At 71.2% G+C, this 17,027-nt stretch carries 15 protein-coding genes and 1 riboswitch; of the genes, 11 read left to right on the top strand and 4 right to left on the bottom strand.

Features of this window, described 5'->3' with window-relative positions; translation table 11 throughout:
• Positions 1-18: 18 nt before the first annotated feature.
• The 9 genes from DCW30_RS08695 to DCW30_RS08655 all read left to right on the top strand — a co-directional run bounded on the left by DCW30_RS08695 (position 19) and on the right by DCW30_RS08655 (position 9,083).
• Positions 19-693, top strand: coding sequence for a SurA N-terminal domain-containing protein (locus DCW30_RS08695; RefSeq protein WP_076685757.1), 675 nt, complete (start codon positions 19-21; stop codon positions 691-693).
• 60 nt (positions 694-753) lie between these two features.
• A complete protein-coding gene (locus DCW30_RS08690) occupies positions 754-1,743 on the top strand; it encodes a nucleoside triphosphate pyrophosphohydrolase (protein ID WP_076685758.1) in 990 nt (329 codons plus the stop codon).
• Positions 1,740-3,047, top strand: a complete 1,308-nt coding sequence (locus DCW30_RS08685) for a cytochrome P450 family protein (protein ID WP_076685759.1) — start codon at positions 1,740-1,742, stop codon at positions 3,045-3,047. The genes DCW30_RS08690 and DCW30_RS08685 overlap by 4 nt, the downstream gene beginning before the upstream one ends.
• A gap of 118 nt (positions 3,048-3,165) precedes the next feature.
• Positions 3,166-4,239 (top strand): LysM peptidoglycan-binding domain-containing protein, encoded by a 1,074-nt coding sequence (locus DCW30_RS08680; RefSeq protein WP_076685760.1) that lies wholly within the window; start codon positions 3,166-3,168, stop codon positions 4,237-4,239.
• Between the two features lie 194 nt (positions 4,240-4,433).
• Positions 4,434-4,583: riboswitch (cyclic di-AMP (ydaO/yuaA leader) on the top strand.
• A 4-nt stretch (positions 4,584-4,587) separates the two neighbouring features.
• Entirely contained in the window at positions 4,588-5,325 is a 738-nt protein-coding gene (locus DCW30_RS08675; protein WP_062774282.1) for a LysM peptidoglycan-binding domain-containing protein, read from the top strand.
• Between the two features lie 307 nt (positions 5,326-5,632).
• Positions 5,633-6,913 (top strand): phosphopyruvate hydratase, encoded by a 1,281-nt coding sequence (gene eno, locus DCW30_RS08670; protein ID WP_103557637.1) that lies wholly within the window; start codon positions 5,633-5,635, stop codon positions 6,911-6,913.
• A 107-nt stretch (positions 6,914-7,020) separates the two neighbouring features.
• Positions 7,021-7,500: an FtsB family cell division protein gene (locus DCW30_RS08665; protein WP_062774284.1), complete on the top strand. Its 480-nt coding sequence runs from the start codon at positions 7,021-7,023 to the stop codon at positions 7,498-7,500.
• Between the two features lie 84 nt (positions 7,501-7,584).
• Entirely contained in the window at positions 7,585-8,133 is a 549-nt protein-coding gene (locus DCW30_RS08660; RefSeq protein WP_076685761.1) for a DUF501 domain-containing protein, read from the top strand.
• Positions 8,130-9,083: a Ppx/GppA phosphatase family protein gene (locus tag DCW30_RS08655; RefSeq protein WP_076685762.1), complete on the top strand. Its 954-nt coding sequence runs from the start codon at positions 8,130-8,132 to the stop codon at positions 9,081-9,083. The genes DCW30_RS08660 and DCW30_RS08655 overlap by 4 nt, the downstream gene beginning before the upstream one ends.
• 25 nt (positions 9,084-9,108) lie before the next feature.
• On the opposite strand, the gene DCW30_RS08650 is transcribed toward DCW30_RS08655, so the two are convergent.
• A complete protein-coding gene (locus DCW30_RS08650) occupies positions 9,109-9,378 on the bottom strand; it encodes a type II toxin-antitoxin system RelE family toxin (RefSeq protein ID WP_076685763.1) in 270 nt (89 codons plus the stop codon).
• Positions 9,375-9,647: a type II toxin-antitoxin system Phd/YefM family antitoxin gene (locus tag DCW30_RS08645; protein WP_076685764.1), complete on the bottom strand. Its 273-nt coding sequence runs from the start codon at positions 9,645-9,647 to the stop codon at positions 9,375-9,377. Before DCW30_RS08645 ends, DCW30_RS08650 begins: the two co-directional genes overlap by 4 nt.
• 568 nt (positions 9,648-10,215) lie before the next feature.
• Between DCW30_RS08645 and DCW30_RS08640 the strand changes: the two genes are divergently transcribed.
• Positions 10,216-11,619: an NAD(P)/FAD-dependent oxidoreductase gene (locus tag DCW30_RS08640; RefSeq protein ID WP_076685765.1), complete on the top strand. Its 1,404-nt coding sequence runs from the start codon at positions 10,216-10,218 to the stop codon at positions 11,617-11,619.
• Between the two features lie 224 nt (positions 11,620-11,843).
• Positions 11,844-13,142 (top strand): SAM-dependent methyltransferase, encoded by a 1,299-nt coding sequence (locus DCW30_RS08635; protein WP_076685766.1) that lies wholly within the window; start codon positions 11,844-11,846, stop codon positions 13,140-13,142.
• A gap of 87 nt (positions 13,143-13,229) precedes the next feature.
• Here the strand turns inward: DCW30_RS08635 and DCW30_RS08630 are convergent, their stop codons facing one another.
• Positions 13,230-15,761, bottom strand: coding sequence for an ABC transporter permease (locus DCW30_RS08630; RefSeq protein ID WP_076685767.1), 2,532 nt, complete (start codon positions 15,759-15,761; stop codon positions 13,230-13,232).
• Positions 15,762-15,937: 176 nt separating this feature from the next.
• Positions 15,938-16,708 (bottom strand): ABC transporter ATP-binding protein, encoded by a 771-nt coding sequence (locus tag DCW30_RS08625; protein WP_076685768.1) that lies wholly within the window; start codon positions 16,706-16,708, stop codon positions 15,938-15,940.
• Positions 16,709-17,027: the final 319 nt, after the last annotated feature.

The raw sequence follows: 17,027 nt of genomic DNA, 5'->3' as shown, positions 1-17,027 counted from the left end.
TCAGCAGGGAGGCCCACCTTGCACCGCCGCAACAGCCGCCGCACCGCGCTCGCCCTCTCCACCGCCGCGCTCGCCGCGGCCCCCCTCCTGACCGCCTGCGGCAACGAGGCGCACCCGGGCGCCGCCGCCGTCGTCGGAGGCGACCGCATCACGGTCGCCCAGCTGGAGAGCCGGGTGAACGAGGTGCGCGACGCGCAGCGGGCCGCCATCCCCGACGACGCGCGGTACTCCCAGGCCATCGCCAAGTCCGGCGGCCTGACGCGCTCCACGCTGCACACGATGGTCCTCGGCAAGGTGCTGCACCGCGCGGCGGCCGACGCCGGGGTGAGCGTCACGCGCCGCGACATCCAGACCATGCGGGCGGGCCTGGAGGAGCAGGCCGGCGGCCGCAAGGCGCTGGAGGAGGGCTGGCTCCAGCAGTACAGCGTGGCGCCGGCCCACCTCGACGACAGCCTGCGCACGGAGATCGAGGCGCAGAAGCTCGCGAGGGAGCTGGGCGCGGACATGAACGCGCCCGAGGGGCAGGAGCTGTTCTGGAAGTCGCTGACCGCGGCCTCCAAGAAGCTCGACATCGACCTCAACCCGCGGTACGGCACGTGGGACGTCGAGAAGAACAAGCGCACCGACGCCAAGACGCCGTGGGTGCGCCAGGTGACCGACGCGAGCGCCGCAAGCGCCGACCGGCAGGCCTAGCACGGGTCCCGGCAGGGCGGCGGCGTCCGCCCCGCCGGGCGGGCGGGTTACGTTCGACGGGTGAACGAGACCGAGACCCCGCCCCCGGCGGACGCCGCCTCCGCAGGCCGCGTCGTCCTCCTGACCACCAGCCACCGCGTCGCGCCCGGCCTGCTGTCCTGGCCCGCCTGGCAGGCCCTGCACGGCGCCGACGCGGTGCTGTGCGCCGACGCGGAGCACCCGCAGCTCCCGTATCTGCGGGAGGCGGGCGTGAGCGTCACGCGGGCGTCGCCGACCGCCGAGGAGCTGGTCGAGGCCTGCGCGGGCGGCCGTACGGTCCTGGTCGTGGCCACCGCCGAGGGCGACCGCGCCCTCACCGACGGCCTGGCCCGCCTCGCCGGGTCGGGCCGCTTCGCCATGCCGGACCTGGAGCTGCTGCCCGCCTCGTACGACCTGCCGGGCGCGCGCCTGCTCGACCTGGTGCAGGTCATGGACCGCATCCGCGAGGAGTGCCCCTGGTCGTCGCGGCAGACCCACAAGGGCCTGGTGAAGTACGCGCTCGAAGAGGCGTACGAACTGGTGGAGGCGATCGAGGAGGGCGACAGGGAGGAACTGCGCGAGGAGCTGGGCGACGTACTGCTCCAGGTGGTCTTCCACGCCCGTATCGCCGAGGAGGACCCGGAGAGCCCCTTCTCCGTCGACGACGTCGCGGGCGCCATCGTGGAGAAGCTGATCCACCGCCACCCGCACGTCTTCGGCGACGACTCCGCGCGGACCCCGGAAGAGGTCAAGGAGCACTGGCGGCGGACCAAGGCCGAGGAAAAGCGGCGCACGTCGGTCACGGAGGGCGTGCCGCTGGGCCAGCCGAGCCTGTCCCTGGTGGCGAAGCTGGCCGCGCGGGCGCGCACGGCGGGGCTGCGGGTCGAGGTTCCCCGTCAGGAGGGCATCGGCCACGAACTCCTCGCGCTGGCCCTGCGCGCGGAGGCCGAGGGCGTGGACCCGGAGTCGGCGCTGCGGGCCGCGGCGCGCGCCTACCGGGACGCGGTGCGCGCCGCCGAGGGGCAGCGGTGACCCGGCCCGGCGCGGCGGACGCCGCGGAGACCGCGCGGGGCTCCGGGGGGCCGGAGCTGTTCACCTGGGAGTTCGCCACCGACCCCTACCCCGCCTACGCCTGGCTGCGGGAGAACTCGCCCGTGCACAGGACCACGCTGCCCAGCGGGGTCGAGGCATGGCTCGTGACGCGGTACGCCGACGCCCGGCAGGCCCTCGCCGACCAGCGGCTCAGCAAGAACCCCGCCCATCACGACGAGCCCGCGCACGCCAAGGGCAAGACCGGCATTCCGGGCGAGCGCAAGGCCGAGCTGATGACGCATCTGCTCAACATCGACCCGCCGGACCACACCCGCCTGCGCAGGCTCGTCGCGAAGGTGTTCACGCCGCGCCGCGTGGCGGAGTTCGCGCCACGGGTGCAGGAGCTGACGGACCGGCTCATCGACCGGTTCGCCCACCAGGGCAGCGCCGACCTCATCCACGACTTCGCCTTCCCGCTGCCCATCTACGCCATCTGCGACCTGCTCGGCGTCCCGCGCGAGGACCAGGACGACTTCCGTGACTGGGCGGGCATGATGATCCGCCACGGGGGCGGTCCGCGCGGCGGCGTGGCCCGGTCGGTGAAGAAGATGCGGGGCTATCTCGCCGAGCTGATCCACCGCAAGCGCCTCGACCCCGGCGACGACCTCATCTCCGGCCTGATCCGCGCCTCCGACCACGGCGAGCACCTCACGGAGAACGAGGCCGCCGCCATGGCCTTCATCCTGCTGTTCGCCGGTTTCGAGACGACCGTCAACCTCATCGGCAACGGCGTGTACGCGCTGCTGACCCACCCCGAGCAGCGCGAACGCCTGCAGAGGGCGCTGGCACAGGGCGACACCGGGCTCCTGGAGACCGGCGTCGAGGAACTCCTGCGCTTCGACGGGCCCGTGGAACTCGCCACCTGGCGGTTCGCCACCGAGGAGATGGCACTCGGCGGTCAGCGGATCGCCGCCGGCGACCCCGTCCTCGTCGTCCTCGCGGCGGCCGACCGCGACCCCGAGCGGTTCGAGCACCCCGACACCCTGGACCTGTCGCGCCGCGACAACCAGCACCTCGGCTACGGCCACGGCATCCACTACTGCCTCGGCGCGCCGCTCGCCCGCCTGGAGGGCAGAACGGCCCTCGCGACGCTGCTCCGACGCCTGCCGGACCTGCGACTGGCCGCCGATCCGGCGGATTTGCGGTGGCGTGGCGGGCTGATCATGCGCGGTCTGCGGACGCTGCCGGTGGAGTTCACATCCGCACAGGACGCGACCCGAACTGACGGGAGGTCAGCATTGTGACTTTCGCGTGATCTCCGCTGCATCGACTTGTGACAAGCGTTCGACTGCGGCTACGTTCACGTCGACTCGGGCACCCCGCTGCCCCGGTCGCCGCACAAGTCTCCTGAAAGGCAACCGCATGCTCTCCGGCAATGGTCGTCACCGACGCCCCCGCCAGGCCCCGGCCCTCATCGTCGCGGCAGGAGTCACCGGATCCGCCATCGCCATCCCGCTCCTCGGGGCGACCAGCGCGAGCGCCGCCCCCACGGCGACGTGGGACAAGCTCGCCGAGTGCGAGAGCGGCGGCGCGTGGAGCGCCGACCCCGGCAATGGTTACTACGGAGGTCTCCAGCTCTCCCAGGAGACCTGGGAGGCCAACGGCGGCCTCACGTACGCGCCCAGCGCCGACGAGGCCTCCAAGTCCCAGCAGATAGCCGTGGCCGAGCGCATCCTCGGAGCCCAGGGCCCCGACGCCTGGCCGAGCTGCGCCCCGATCGCGGGCCTCACCGACGACGCCCCCGCGGCCGACGTGGACCCGGGCGACCCGATCGTCCCCGAGCGGTCCGGTCCGGCCGGCTCCGGCGAGTCCGGGCCGGAAGGCTCCGGGAAGAAGGACGAGCCGTCCGAGGAGGCGTCAGAGGGCAAGGACAAGTCCTCCGGCGACGCGTCGGACAGCGACAGGCCCTCCGACGGCGCGAGCGGCACGCCGGGGTCCGACGCCGGCCGGGAGAAGGGCGACGACGGGTCCGGCGCGAAGGACGGGGCGGCCGAGAAGGCCGAGCGGGACGGGAAGGGCGAGAAGGCCGGGGAGGACGCGGAGGCGGAGAAGGGCGACGGGTCCGGGAAGGGCACGTCGGACGGCTCCGGCAAGTCCGCCGACGACGAGGCGACTTCGCCCGCGGGCCGCGACGAGGAGTCCGCGGGCTCCACCGGCCGCCACCGCGGCGACAGCGCCGACGAGGACGCCGCGGGCGCCACCGACGAGGCCTCCGGCGACCGTTCGGGGCGGCACGCCTCGCGCGGCGGCGAGCGGACCGGCAAACCGGCCGACGGCACGTACACGGTGCGCTCCGGGGACAACCTCTCGGCGATCGCCGACGACCACGGCGTCGACGGCGGTTGGTCCACGCTCTACACCGAGAACAAGAAGACCGTCGGGGACGACCCGGACCTCATTCTCCCCGGTCAGAGCCTCGATTTGGGCGAAAAGTAGGGATAGTTGACGATGCGTCGACAGGGCGGTTCGTGCTGTATGCACCTTTTGGCGCGAGTGAGAGATGGGTCTCAGAAGCCCTGATCGTCTTTGAAATTCCGGTGGTCTCCTGCCTACGGTCGTGACCGCTCGCCACTGGTGGGCCCCGCCGGTCGGTACGCCGAATCCTGCCAACGGCCGGACGGGAACAGTCGTCGCTTCGAGCGCCGTGGGCAGGAGCGGGGGAACCAGGTAAGTGCCGCGTCACGCGGCTAGGGGTGGAGCCGCACTCGGGAGAGTGCGGCCGGGCAACTTCACTGGCCCGAACCCGACAGCTCACCTCGCAGGCGTCGGTGAGGGGATCAACTCATGCTGTTTTCCAGCAAGGGCAAGCACCGCCGTCCGTCCAAGGCCACCCGTGTCGTCACGCTCGCCGGTGTCACCGGCGCCGCCGTGGCCGCCCCGCTGATGGCCGCCGGTTCGGCCTCGGCCGCCACCAACGCCGAGTGGGACGCCGTCGCCCAGTGCGAGTCGGGCGGCAACTGGTCCATCAACACCGGCAACGGCTACCAGGGCGGTCTGCAGTTCTCGCCGTCCACCTGGGCGGCGTACGGCGGCACGAAGTACGCGGCCACCGCCGACAAGGCCTCCAAGGCCCAGCAGATCGAGATCGCCGAGAAGGTCCTCGCGGGCCAGGGCAAGGGCGCCTGGCCGAGCTGTGGCGTCGGTCTCTCCAGCGCCTCCAACGGCGGCGGCGCCCAGCAGCAGGCCCCGCAGCAGCAGGCACCCCAGCAGCAGAGCAAGCCGCAGCAGCAGAGCAAGCCGCAGCCGCAGCAGACGCAGCAGCAGGCCGCCCCGCAGCAGCAGGCCGCGCCCAAGCCGCAGCCGGCCCCGCGGACCCAGACCGAGAAGACCGTCGAGACCCCGACCGGCAAGAAGGTCGAGAAGGGCGACGGCGAGTACAAGGTCAAGACGGGCGACACCCTGTCGAAGATCGCCCAGTCGCACGACGTCAAGGGCGGCTGGCAGAAGGTCTACAAGCTCAACGGCGACATCATCGACAACGCCGACTTCATCTACCCGGGCCAGCAGCTGCACCTGAGCTGACCCGGCCGGCACGGCCGTGCTTCGGCGGAAGCACGGCCGCCCCCCGTCCCCACGGGCCCCCCGCCCCGGTGCGCGTATCCCCCGTACGCACCGGGGCGGGGCCATGTCCGTACCGCCGTGTTCGCCTTCAGCGAGCTACCGGTCAGTAGAATCGCGGGCTTCCGTCCCGTTTCCCTGGTATCTGGGCGCTTGTACGTCCCACGGGGCGGGCGGTCGGCTGGCCGAAGGCCCCGGGCCGGTTAGGCTCAGGAGACGCAGGGCCGAAGCGGCCCCGCGTAAACGCGTCACATCCCAGAAGGAGATGCTCGTGCCGTCCATCGACGTCGTCGTAGCCCGGGAAATCCTGGACTCCCGAGGCAACCCCACGGTCGAGGTCGAGGTCGGCCTCGACGACGGCAGCACGGGTCGTGCAGCCGTCCCGTCCGGTGCCTCCACCGGAGCCTTCGAGGCCATCGAACTCCGTGACGGTGACCCCAACCGTTACCAGGGCAAGGGCGTGGAGAAGGCCGTCCTCGCCGTCATCGAGCAGATCGGCCCGGAGCTCGTCGGCTACGACGCCACCGAGCAGCGCCTGATCGACCAGGCCATGTTCGACCTGGACGCCACCGACAACAAGGGCTCGCTCGGCGCCAACGCCATCCTCGGCGTCTCGCTCGCCGTCGCGCACGCCGCGTCCGAGGCCAGCGACCTGCCGCTGTTCCGCTACCTCGGCGGTCCGAACGCGCACCTGCTGCCCGTCCCGATGATGAACATCCTGAACGGCGGGTCGCACGCCGACTCCAACGTCGACATCCAGGAATTCATGATCGCCCCGATCGGCGCGGAGTCCTTCTCCGAGGCGCTGCGCTGGGGCACCGAGGTCTACCACACGCTCAAGAAGGTCCTGAAGAGCAAGGGCCTGGCCACCGGCCTCGGCGACGAGGGCGGCTTCGCGCCGAACCTCGACTCCAACCGCGCCGCCCTCGACCTCATCCTGGAGGCCATCAAGGAGGCCGGCTACGTCCCCGGCGAGCAGATCGCGCTCGCCCTCGACGTCGCCGCGTCGGAGTTCTACAAGGACGGCTCCTACGCGTTCGAGGGCAAGAGCCGCTCGGCCGCCGAGATGACCGAGTACTACGCCGAGCTCGTCGCCTCCTACCCGCTGGTCTCCATCGAGGACCCGCTGTTCGAGGACGACTGGGCCGGCTGGGCCACCATCACCGAGAAGCTCGGCGACAAGGTGCAGCTCGTCGGTGACGACCTGTTCGTCACCAACCCCGAGCGCCTGGCCCGCGGCATCGAGGAGAACTCGGCCAACGCCCTCCTCGTCAAGGTCAACCAGATCGGTTCGCTGACCGAGACCCTGGACGCCGTCGAGATGGCCCAGCGCAACGGCTTCAAGTGCATGATGTCCCACCGCTCCGGCGAGACCGAGGACGTCACCATCGCCGACCTGGCCGTCGCCACCAACTGCGGCCAGATCAAGACCGGCGCCCCGGCCCGCTCCGAGCGCGTCGCCAAGTACAACCAGCTCCTGCGTATCGAGGAGATCCTCGACGACGCCGCCGTGTACGCGGGCCGCAGCGCCTTCCCGCGCTACAAGGGCTGACCCGTGCACCTGGCGTGAAGCCCGGTTACCTACGTCCCCGCACACGGTCCCGTACCGTGTGCGGGGACGTAGTCACGTGCACGCGCTGCTTCGGGGAGGCGGAACCCATGGCCAAGGCCGGGACCAAGGACCGGTTCTCCACGGCTACCCGGCTACGGCTGCTCGGCGAGCAGACCGCCGAGCGCGTCTACCGCTCCCAGACCAGGCGCCAGGCCCGCCGCTCCCGGCTCACCGGCCGGGCCGCGCTCCTCGCGCTGGTCCTCTGCTCGCTGGTCGTGGTGCTCGCGTACCCGATGAGGCAGTACGTCTCGCAGCGCGCCGAGATCGACGACCTGCGCAGGCAGCAGAGCGAGCAGCGGGCCGACGTGGAGAAGCTCCGCGACGAGAAGGCCCGCTGGGAGGACGACGCGTACGCCGAGCAGCGCATCCGGGACCGCCTGCACTACGTGATGCCGGGCGAGACCGGCTTCACGGTGATCGACCCGGCGGCGGCCAAGAGCCGGCGCGCGGACCAGGGAGCGGCTGCCCGCCCCTGGTACTCCAACGTCTGGGAAGGCGTCGACAAGGCCGACCGCCCCGAAGGCTGACGTCGGCCGCCGACGCCCGTCGACCGCCCCGACGACCGACCCCTCGATCGCGCCGCCGATCGAACCACTGATGGAAAGACAGGCATGCACACGCCCCCGCCGACCACCCCGCGCACCGAGCCCACCGACGCCGACGTCGAGGCCTTCAAGGAGCAGCTCGGCCGCCCGCCCCGCGGGCTGCGGGCCATCGCGCACCGCTGTCCCTGCGGTCAGCCGGACGTCGTCGAGACGGCGCCGCGCCTCCCGGACGGCACGCCGTTCCCGACGACGTACTACCTCACCTGCCCGCGGGCCGCGTCCGCGATCGGCACGCTGGAGGCCAACGGCGTCATGAAGGAGATGTCGGAGCGGCTCAAGACGGACCCCGAGCTCGCCGCCGCGTACCGCGCCGCGCACGAGGACTACATCGCGCGCCGCGACGCCATCGAGGTCCTCGAGGGCTTCCCCAGCGCGGGCGGCATGCCGGACCGCGTGAAGTGCCTGCACGTCCTGGTCGGCCACTCCCTCGCGGCAGGGCCGGGAGTGAACCCGCTGGGCGACGAGGCGCTCGCGATGCTGCCCGAGTGGTGGGCCAAGGGCCCGTGCGTCACGCCGTGCGCCACCGAGGACGCCGCCGGCGGGGGCGCCGCGTGACCCGCGTCGCCGCCATCGACTGCGGCACCAACTCCATCCGGCTGCTCGTCGCCGACGCCGACCCGGCCACCGGGCGGCTGGTCGACCTGGACCGCCGGATGACCATCGTCCGCCTCGGCCAGGGCGTGGACAGGACCGGCCGCCTCGCGCCGGAGGCCCTGGAGCGCACCTTCGCGGCCTGCCGCGAGTACGCCGCGGTCATCGCGGAGCACGGCGTCGAACGCCTCCGCTTCGTGGCGACCTCCGCGTCCCGCGACGCCGAGAACCGCGACGACTTCGTACGGGGCGTGCGGGACATCCTCGGCGTCGATCCCGAGGTCATCAGCGGCGACCAGGAGGCGGAGTTCTCCTTCGCCGGCGCCACCAAGGAGCTGGCGGGCCGCGCCGACCTCGCCATGCCCTACCTGGTGGTGGACATCGGCGGCGGTTCGACGGAGTTCGTCGTCGGCGCCGACTCCGTCCGCGCGGCCCGCTCGGTCGACGTCGGCTGCGTCCGCATGACCGAGCGGCACCTCGTGCACGACGGGGTGGTCGCCGACCCGCCGTCCCCCGAGCAGTTCGACGCGGTCCGCGCGGACATCGAGGCGGCCCTCGACCTCGCCGAGCGGACGGTGCCGCTCAAGGAGGCCCGCACGCTGGTCGGCCTCGCGGGCTCGGTGACGACGGTCGCCGCGATCGCGCTCGGCCTCGACGAGTACGACAGCGCGGCGATCCACCACGCGCGCCTCTCCCACGAGCAGGTGCGCGCCATCACGCACCGCCTGACGAGGGCCACCCACGCCGAACGCGCCGCGATCCCCGCGATGCACCCGGGTCGCGTCGACGTGATCGCCTCGGGCGCCCTGGTCCTTTTGTCGATCATGGAAAGGACCGGCGCGGAGGAGGTCGTGGTGAGCGAGCACGACATCCTCGACGGCATCGCCCACAGCTGCGCCGCCGAGGCTCGCTGAGGCGGTGCCGGTGCCGGGCGGGGCGTCACGGGTTGCGGTAGACGTCCCGCCGGTCACCCACCTTGACCACGAGGACGACGAGTTCACCGTCGTTGATCTGGTAGGCGATCCGGTAGCTACCGACCCTGAGCCGGTAGAGGCCCGACGGGCCGGTGAGCTTCTTGACGTCGGCGTCCTGCCGGTACGGGTCGTCACCGAGTGCGGTCAACGCGGTCAGGATGCGCATGGCGTCGGGTCGGCTGATGGCTCGAAGCTGACGCTGCGCCGCCGCGGTGAACCGGAAGGCGTACTTCACGCCGTTTCGCCGTCCTGCTCGGTGAACAGATCCGCCAGCAGTTCCGCCATCGTCACGGTGGTGCCGCCTTCGGCCAGCACAGCTTCGGCGTCGCGCGCCAACATCACGTCGGCGGCTTCCTCCAACGCTTCGAAGTCCGAGATCGGGACCACGGCTGCCACCGGCGCGCCGTTGCGCGTGATGACGGTCGGAACACCTTCCTCGGCCCGGTTGATGTGATCGGCGAGGTGCGCGCGGGCTTCCCGTACGGTCACGGTGTTTCCAGTCATGAAATCAGTGTACGCATCGGCGTGTACACGGTGCATCCGTAGAGGGAAGCGCGTTCGTGCGCGATCCTCGACGGCATCGCCCACTACGCGGCGAGCGAGGCGCATCTTCGACGTCCGGGATCGGAACCACGGCCGCGGCGCTCGACGGCATCGGCCGGGCGATCGCCTGAGCGCGTCGCATGGCGTCTGAGCGGGGCGGGAAGGGGTTCGGAGGGGGTCCGACGACAGTTCGTCGGGAAACTTCGTGAAGTTCTTCACAAGAGATTGGGCGCCGATGGGCCAGGTTTCTCGGCTCCGGGCCCCCGAAAGGGACGATCAAAGGCCTTCACGGCCTTCGGTCCAGAGGGTCGAAGGGTCACCCGGAAGGGCGCGCCGCTCGGTGGTCCGGCTCGGGCCCGGCGGTGGATGGGCAGCTCACGGGGGGTGGGCAACGACTCGCGTGGCGCCGTGGTTCCCTTCGGGCGTCATGACCTCGGTCACGTGGGCGGCGAAGTGTAGCAGAGCCCCTCCCCATGCTTGTGAAGGGGCGCACGAGCGACCCCCCTGTGACAGGTGGATACTCGATGGCATGAGCACCACGGAGCGTCCCAGGATCCTCGTAGTAGGCGGTGGGTACGTAGGCCTGTACGCAGCTCGGCGCATCCTCAAGAAGATGCGCTACGGAGAGGCGACCGTCACGGTCGTCGACCCCCGGTCGTACATGACCTACCAGCCCTTCCTCCCCGAAGCCGCCGCCGGCAGCATCTCGCCGCGGCACGTCGTCGTCCCACTGCGACGCGTGCTGCCCAAGGCCGAGGTACTCACCGGCCGGGTCACCACCATCGACCAGGACCGCAAGGTCGCCACGATCGCGCCGCTCGTCGGCGAGGCGTACGAGCTGCCTTTCGACTACCTGGTCATCGCGATGGGCGCGGTCTCCCGCACCTTCCCGATCCCCGGCCTCGCCGAGCAGGGCATCGGCATGAAGGGCATCGAGGAGGCCATCGGCCTGCGCAACCACGTCCTCGAGCAGCTCGACAAGGCTGACTCCACGACCGACGAGGAGGTCCGCCGCAAGGCGCTGACCTTCGTCTTCGTCGGCGGTGGCTTCGCGGGCGCGGAGACCATCGGCGAGGTCGAGGACATGGCCCGCGACGCGGCCAAGTACTACAACAACGTGAAGCGCGAGGACATGCGCTTCGTGCTGGTCGACGCCGCCGACAAGATCCTCCCCGAGGTGGGCCCGAAGCTCGGCCAGTACGGCAAGGAGCACCTGGAGAGCCGCGGTGTCGAGGTCTACCTCTCGACGTCCATGGACTCCTGCGTCGACGGCCACGTGGTCCTGAAGAACGGCCTGGAGGTCGACTCCAGCACCATCGTGTGGACCGCCGGCGTCAAGCCGAACCCGGCGCTCACCCGCTTCGGTCTGCCGCTCGGCCCCCGCGGCCACGTGGACACCCAGACCACGCTCCAGGTGCAGGGCACCGACTACATCTGGGCCGCGGGCGACAACGCCCAGGTCCCGGACGTGGTCGGCCGCAAGGCGGGCAACGAGAACGCCTGGTGCCCGCCCAACGCCCAGCACGCGCTGCGTCAGGCGAAGGTCCTCGGCGACAACGTCATCTCCGGCATGCGGGGCTTCCCGCAGAAGGAGTACAGCCACGCCAACAAGGGTGCGGTCGCCGGTCTCGGCCTGCACAAGGGCGTCGCGATGATCGTCATGGGCAAGATGAAGATCAAGCTCAAGGGCCGTCTCGCCTGGTACATGCACCGCGCGTACCACGGCATGGCGATGCCGACGTTCAACCGCAAGATCCGCGTCTTCGCGGACTGGACGCTCGGTATGTTCCTCAAGCGCGAGGTCGTCTCCCTCGGTGCTCTGGAAGCCCCGCGCGAGGAGTTCTACGAGGCCGCCAAGCCGGCCCCGAAGCCGCAGGCCGCGGCCGAGCCCGCCCCGGCGGCCAAGGCCGAGGAGAAGGCCAAGGCGTCCTGACCCGGCGTCACTGATCCACCCCGAAGGGGGCCGTCCGCCATCCGTGGTGCGGGCGGCCCCCTTCGGCGTGCCCCGCCCCGAAAGATAGGTGCCCTGGGCATCTTTTTTGCCGTTCCATGACGCGAACGCGGGACTGCGTACCGTGCCCTTCGGTGTTTACGTGGTGTTGGACCGTTCCGGGATACGTCCCCGCGAGGGACGCCCTTTCCACGGAGGTGTGCGCCATGCAGGACGCCGCGCTGCGGCTGAAGAACCTCGCCGAGCAGCTCATGGGAGCCCCGCTGCCGGTGCGTATCCGCGCCTGGGACGGATCGGAGGCGGGCCCGCCGGGCGCCCCCGTCCTCGTCGTGCGCAACCGCCGCGCCCTGCGCCACCTGCTGTGGAAACCGGGCGAACTCGGCCTCGCCCGCGCCTGGGTGGCCGGTGACCTCGACGTCGACGGCGACCTCTACACCGTCCTTGACCGGATGGCCGAGTTCATCTGGGAGCGCGGCGAGGGCGCGAGGAACCTGCGCCAGTCCCTGCGCGACCCCGCCGTCCGGTCCGCGGTCCGCTCGCTGTTCGCCCTCTCCGCGCCCTTCCTGCCGCCCGCGCCGCCCCCGGAGGAGATGCGCGGACACGGCAGGCTGCACCTGCACACCAAGGGCAGCGACCGGAAGGCCATCAGCCACCACTACGACGTCGGCAACGACTTCTACGAGCTGGTCCTCGGCCCCTCGATGGTCTACTCGTGCGCCTACTGGGAGTCGCCGCGGTCCACCCTGGAGGACGCCCAGCGCGACAAGCTGGAACTCGTCTGCGCCAAGCTCGGCCTGAAGCCCGGCATGCGCCTGCTCGACGTCGGCTGCGGCTGGGGCTCCATGGCGATCCACGCGGCCCGCGAGCACGGCGTCAGCGTCGTCGGCGTCACGCTCTCCCAGGAGCAGGCCGTGTACGCCAGGAAGCGGATCGCCGAGGAGGGCCTCATGGACCGCGTCGAGATCCGCGTCCAGGACTACCGCGACGTGCGCGACGGCCCCTACGACGCGATCTCCTCCATCGGCATGGCCGAACACGTCGGCTCCGTGCGCTACCTGGAGTACGCGCGGAACCTGCACGCCCTGCTCGAACCGGGCGGCCGGCTGCTCAACCACCAGATCGCGCGCCGCCCGCGGGCCGACGAGTCGGCGTACTCCGTGGACGAGTTCATCGACGCCTACGTCTTCCCCGGCGGGGAGCTGGCGCCCATCGGGACCACCGTCGGGCTCCTGGAGGACGCCGGGTTCGAGGTGCGCGACGTGGAGGCCATCCGCGAGCACTACGCCCTCACCCTGCGCGCCTGGGTCGGCAACCTGGAGGCGAGGTGGGCCGAGGGCCGGCGGCTGACCTCGCCGGGGCGGGCCCGCGTCTGGCGGCTCTACATGGCGGCCTCCGCCCTCGCCTTCGAGCGCAACCGCATCGGGGTCAACCAGGTCCTCGCGGTGCGGACCCCGCCGAGCGGCGCCTCGGGGACGCCGCTGCGGACCCGCGACTGGCGCGCGTAGCGCGGGCGTACACGGAAGGGGCCCCGGGCGGCGATCGCGTGATCGTCCGCCCGGGGCCCCTTTCTCGTCCCGCCGTCCCCCTCGCGGCTACTCGGCCTTGATGGCCATCAGCGGGTTGAGCCGGGCCGCGCTGCGGGCCGGCCACACGGCCGCGAGGACGCCGACCAGGGCCGCGATGGCCAGGAAGAGCGCGATCCGGCCGACCGGGACCTCCATCGTGTACGTGGCCACCGAGTCGGCGACGCTGTTGCCGACGGCCCAGCCCATGAAGACGCCGAGGCCGACGCCGAGCACCGCGCCGAACAGGGAGATCACGATCGACTCCAGGCGCACCATCTGCTTGACCTTCGCGCGGTCGAGGCCGATGGCCCGCAGCATGCCGATCTCGTGCTTCCGCTCGAAGACCGACATGGCCAGGGTGTTGACGACGCCGAGCACCGCGATCAGGATGGCCATCGCCAGGAGGCCGTAGAGCATGTTCAGCATCATGTTGATCGCACCGCCGATCTCGTTGCTGATGGCGTCCTTGTCCTGGATCTTGATGGCCGGGTTGTCGCCGAGGGCCTTGACGATGGCGTCCTCGGCCTTGGCGGAGGTGCCGTCCTCCATCTTCACCAGGACCTGCTCGTCGGTGATCTTGGACAGGTGCGGGTCCACGACGGAGAGCGGCGTGAACAGCCCGGTGATCATCTCGTTCTGCTCGTAGACGCCGGCGATCCGCAGCTTCGCCGTCTTGTCGTCCTCCTCGAACCGCACCGCGACGGTGTCGCCCGTCTTCAGGTGCTGCTCGTCGGCGGTGTGGCGGTCCACGAGGACGGAGTCGCCCTGGAGACCGGCCAGCGAGCCGCTGGTGAAGTCCAGGCTCACCAGCTCGCCGAAGGCCTCCGCGTCGACGCCGGAGATCTGGCTGTACGAGCCGTCGACCTCGCCGTAGGCGGTGCGCAGCGGGCTGCTCGCCGCGACCTCGGGGAGCTTGTCGAGCTTCTCGCCGATCTCGGGGGCCAGCGGCTGGTAGTTGGCCATGGAGACGGTGTAGTCGGCCTTCAGGGAGCCCGCGGCCATCTTGTTGATGGCCTCGCTCATGGAGGTGGCGACCACGGTCATCGCGGTGATGAGGGTCAGGCCGATCATCAGGGCCGCCGCGGTGGATGCCGTACGGCGCGGGTTGCGCACCGAGTTGAGGCGGGCCAGCTTGCCCGTGACGCCGAACGGCTTCAGGAGCGGGGCCGAGGCGGCGATGAACGGCCGCGAGAGCAGCGGCGTGAGGATGATGACGCCGACGAGGATCACCGCGGCGCCGCCGGCCATCACGTAGTTGTCGTCGTTGAGGAGCAGGACCACGCCGAGGGCGACGATGATCGAACCGATGGTGTTGCGCACGACGAGGCCACGCGTGGTCGGCGTCGCGTGGACGCTGTTCATCGCGGCGACCGGGGGGATCTTCGCGGCGCGGCGGCCCGGCAGCCAGGCGGCGAGCATGGTCACGACCACGCCGATCAGCAGGGCGACGACGATCGTGGTCGGGGCGACGACGAGGGGCCCGTCGGGCAGGGAGGCGCCCGCGGAGTTCATCAGGGACTCCAGGCCCACGGCCACGCCGATGCCGAGCACGAAGCCGGTCACGGCGGCCACCAGGCCGACCAGGAACGCCTCGATGAGCACCGAGCGCGTCACCTGGCGCCGCGAGGCGCCGACGGCCCGCATGAGGGCCAGCTCCTTGGTGCGCTGGGCGACCAGCATGGTGAAGGTGTTGGCGATGATGAAGATGCCGACGAAGAGCGCGATGCCCGCGAAGATCAGCAGGACCTGGCTCATCGAGCTGGTCGACTCCTCGATCATGTCGGCCTGGTCGTCGGAGAGCTGGGTGCCGGTGACGGCGTCCGTGCTCTTCGGCAGGATCTTCTCGACCGCGCTCTTCAGCGCCGTCTCGGAGGTGCCCGCGGCGGCCTTCAGGTCGATCTCGTCGTACTCGGTCTTGCCGAGGACCTTCCGCGCGGTGTCGTTGTCGAACACCACGAGGCTGCCGCCCGCGAGGACGCTGCCGTCCTCGGTGTCGAAGACGCCGCTGACCTTCGCGGTCCGCACGGGGCCGTCGGTGGAGTAGCGGACGGTGTCGCCGACCTCGTAGCCGGTGCGGTCGGCGGTGCGGGAGTCCAGCGCGATGTCGGCCGCGGACTTCGGGGCCGCGCCCTCGGTGAAGTCGTACCGGGGGTCCTTGCCGTTCTCGGCGGGGTAGAAGTTGGACCCGGTGGTGCCCCACTCGCCGCCGACGAGCTTGCCGTCCTTGTCGGCGACCGCGGTGAAGCCGGAGACGGACCCGATGGCGGACTCGGCGCCGGGCAGGTCCCGCGCCTTCTCCAGGAAGGCGTCGGTCAGCCGTGGCGGCCTCTTGGCCTCGCCGTCGTCGCCCCCGCCGTCGTACGAGGAGGAGCCCTCGCCCTGGACGGCGACGGAGACGTGGTCGAAGCTCTTCGCCGACTTGTTCTTGTAGGCGTTGCCGAAGGTGTCGGTGAAGACCAGGGTGCCGGAGACGAAGGCGACGCCGAGCATGACGGCGAGCACGGTCATCAGCAGCCTGGCCTTGTGCGCGAGCACATTGCGCAGGGCGGTACGGAACATGGGAGTCAGTCCTGGTGAGGGGGGGGCGGAGCGAGCGGAGGGGCGCCCCGAGGACGCCCGCGGAGGGGAGCTTCAGGGGCGCGGGGAACTGCGCGACGAGTCACGGCGGGCCCGGGGCCCGGAGCGAGGTCCGGACGCGACGGCGGCCGGGAAGGGCCGCGCGGGGCCAGGGGGCGCTAGCTCGTGCGGCCCTTGGCGTCGAAGTGCTTCATCCGGTCGAGCACGCCGTCGGCGGTCGGCTTGAGCATCTCGTCCACGATCCGCCCGTCCGCGAGGAAGATCACGCGGTCCGCGTAGGAGGCCGCCACGGGGTCGTGCGTGACCATGACGACGGTCTGCCCGAGGTCCCGCACCGAGTTGCGGAGGAAGCCGAGGACCTCGGCGCCCGAGCGGGAGTCGAGGTTGCCGGTCGGCTCGTCACCGAAGATGATCTCCGGCTGCGAGGCGAGGGCCCGCGCCACGGCGACCCGCTGCTGCTGACCGCCGGAGAGCTCCGTGGGCCGGTGACCGAGCCGGCCGGAGAGCCCGACCATGTCGATGACCTGCTCCAGCCACTGCTTGTCGGGCTTGCGGCCCGCGATGTCCATGGGGAGCGTGATGTTCTCCAGGGCCGTCAGGGTCGGCAGCAGGTTGAAGGCCTGGAAGATGAAGCCGATCTTGTCCCGGCGGAGCTTGGTGAGCTGCTTGTCCTTGAGCATGGAGAGCTCGGTCTCGCCGAGCCGCACCGAGCCGGAGCTGAAGCTGTCCAGGCCCGCCACGCAGTGCATCAGGGTGGACTTGCCGGAGCCCGAGGGGCCCATGATCGCGGTGAACTCGCCCTGCCCGAAGTCGACGGAGACGTGGTCCAGGGCGACCACCTGGGTCTCACCCTGTCCGTACACCTTGGAGAGATCCGTGGCGCGCGCGGCCACGGCGGTGGCGCGGGCGGCGAAGGGGGTGGTGGTCACGGGGCGGTGCTCCTGTCGGGACGACGAGTGGGGACGTACTCCATCGTCCTGTCCGATCAGCGCCGTGTAGTCAGCCGCTGTTCCGGTTCCGGGAACCCTCTCCAGTCGGACTTGAGCGCGGCGTGTCATACCTGGGGATGAGAGAGGTCCCTGAGTCCGCCGCCGGGAGCGGGAACGGCAGGAGGGTGAAATTCCGTCATTCCGTGCAGAGGCCCATGAGACCGGCCGAGACCGCGGAAACGCCTCCGGCATGTACCGATGGGCCGTGCCCGCGGCTGATGCACCCTCAGACGTCAATAAAATAAGACAACATCGGGCT

It is taken from the genome of Streptomyces alfalfae (genome assembly GCF_004127445.1).
Classification (GTDB): Bacteria; Actinomycetota; Actinomycetes; order Streptomycetales; family Streptomycetaceae; genus Streptomyces; species Streptomyces alfalfae.
This window is presented reverse-complemented; position numbering and strand designations above follow the sequence as displayed.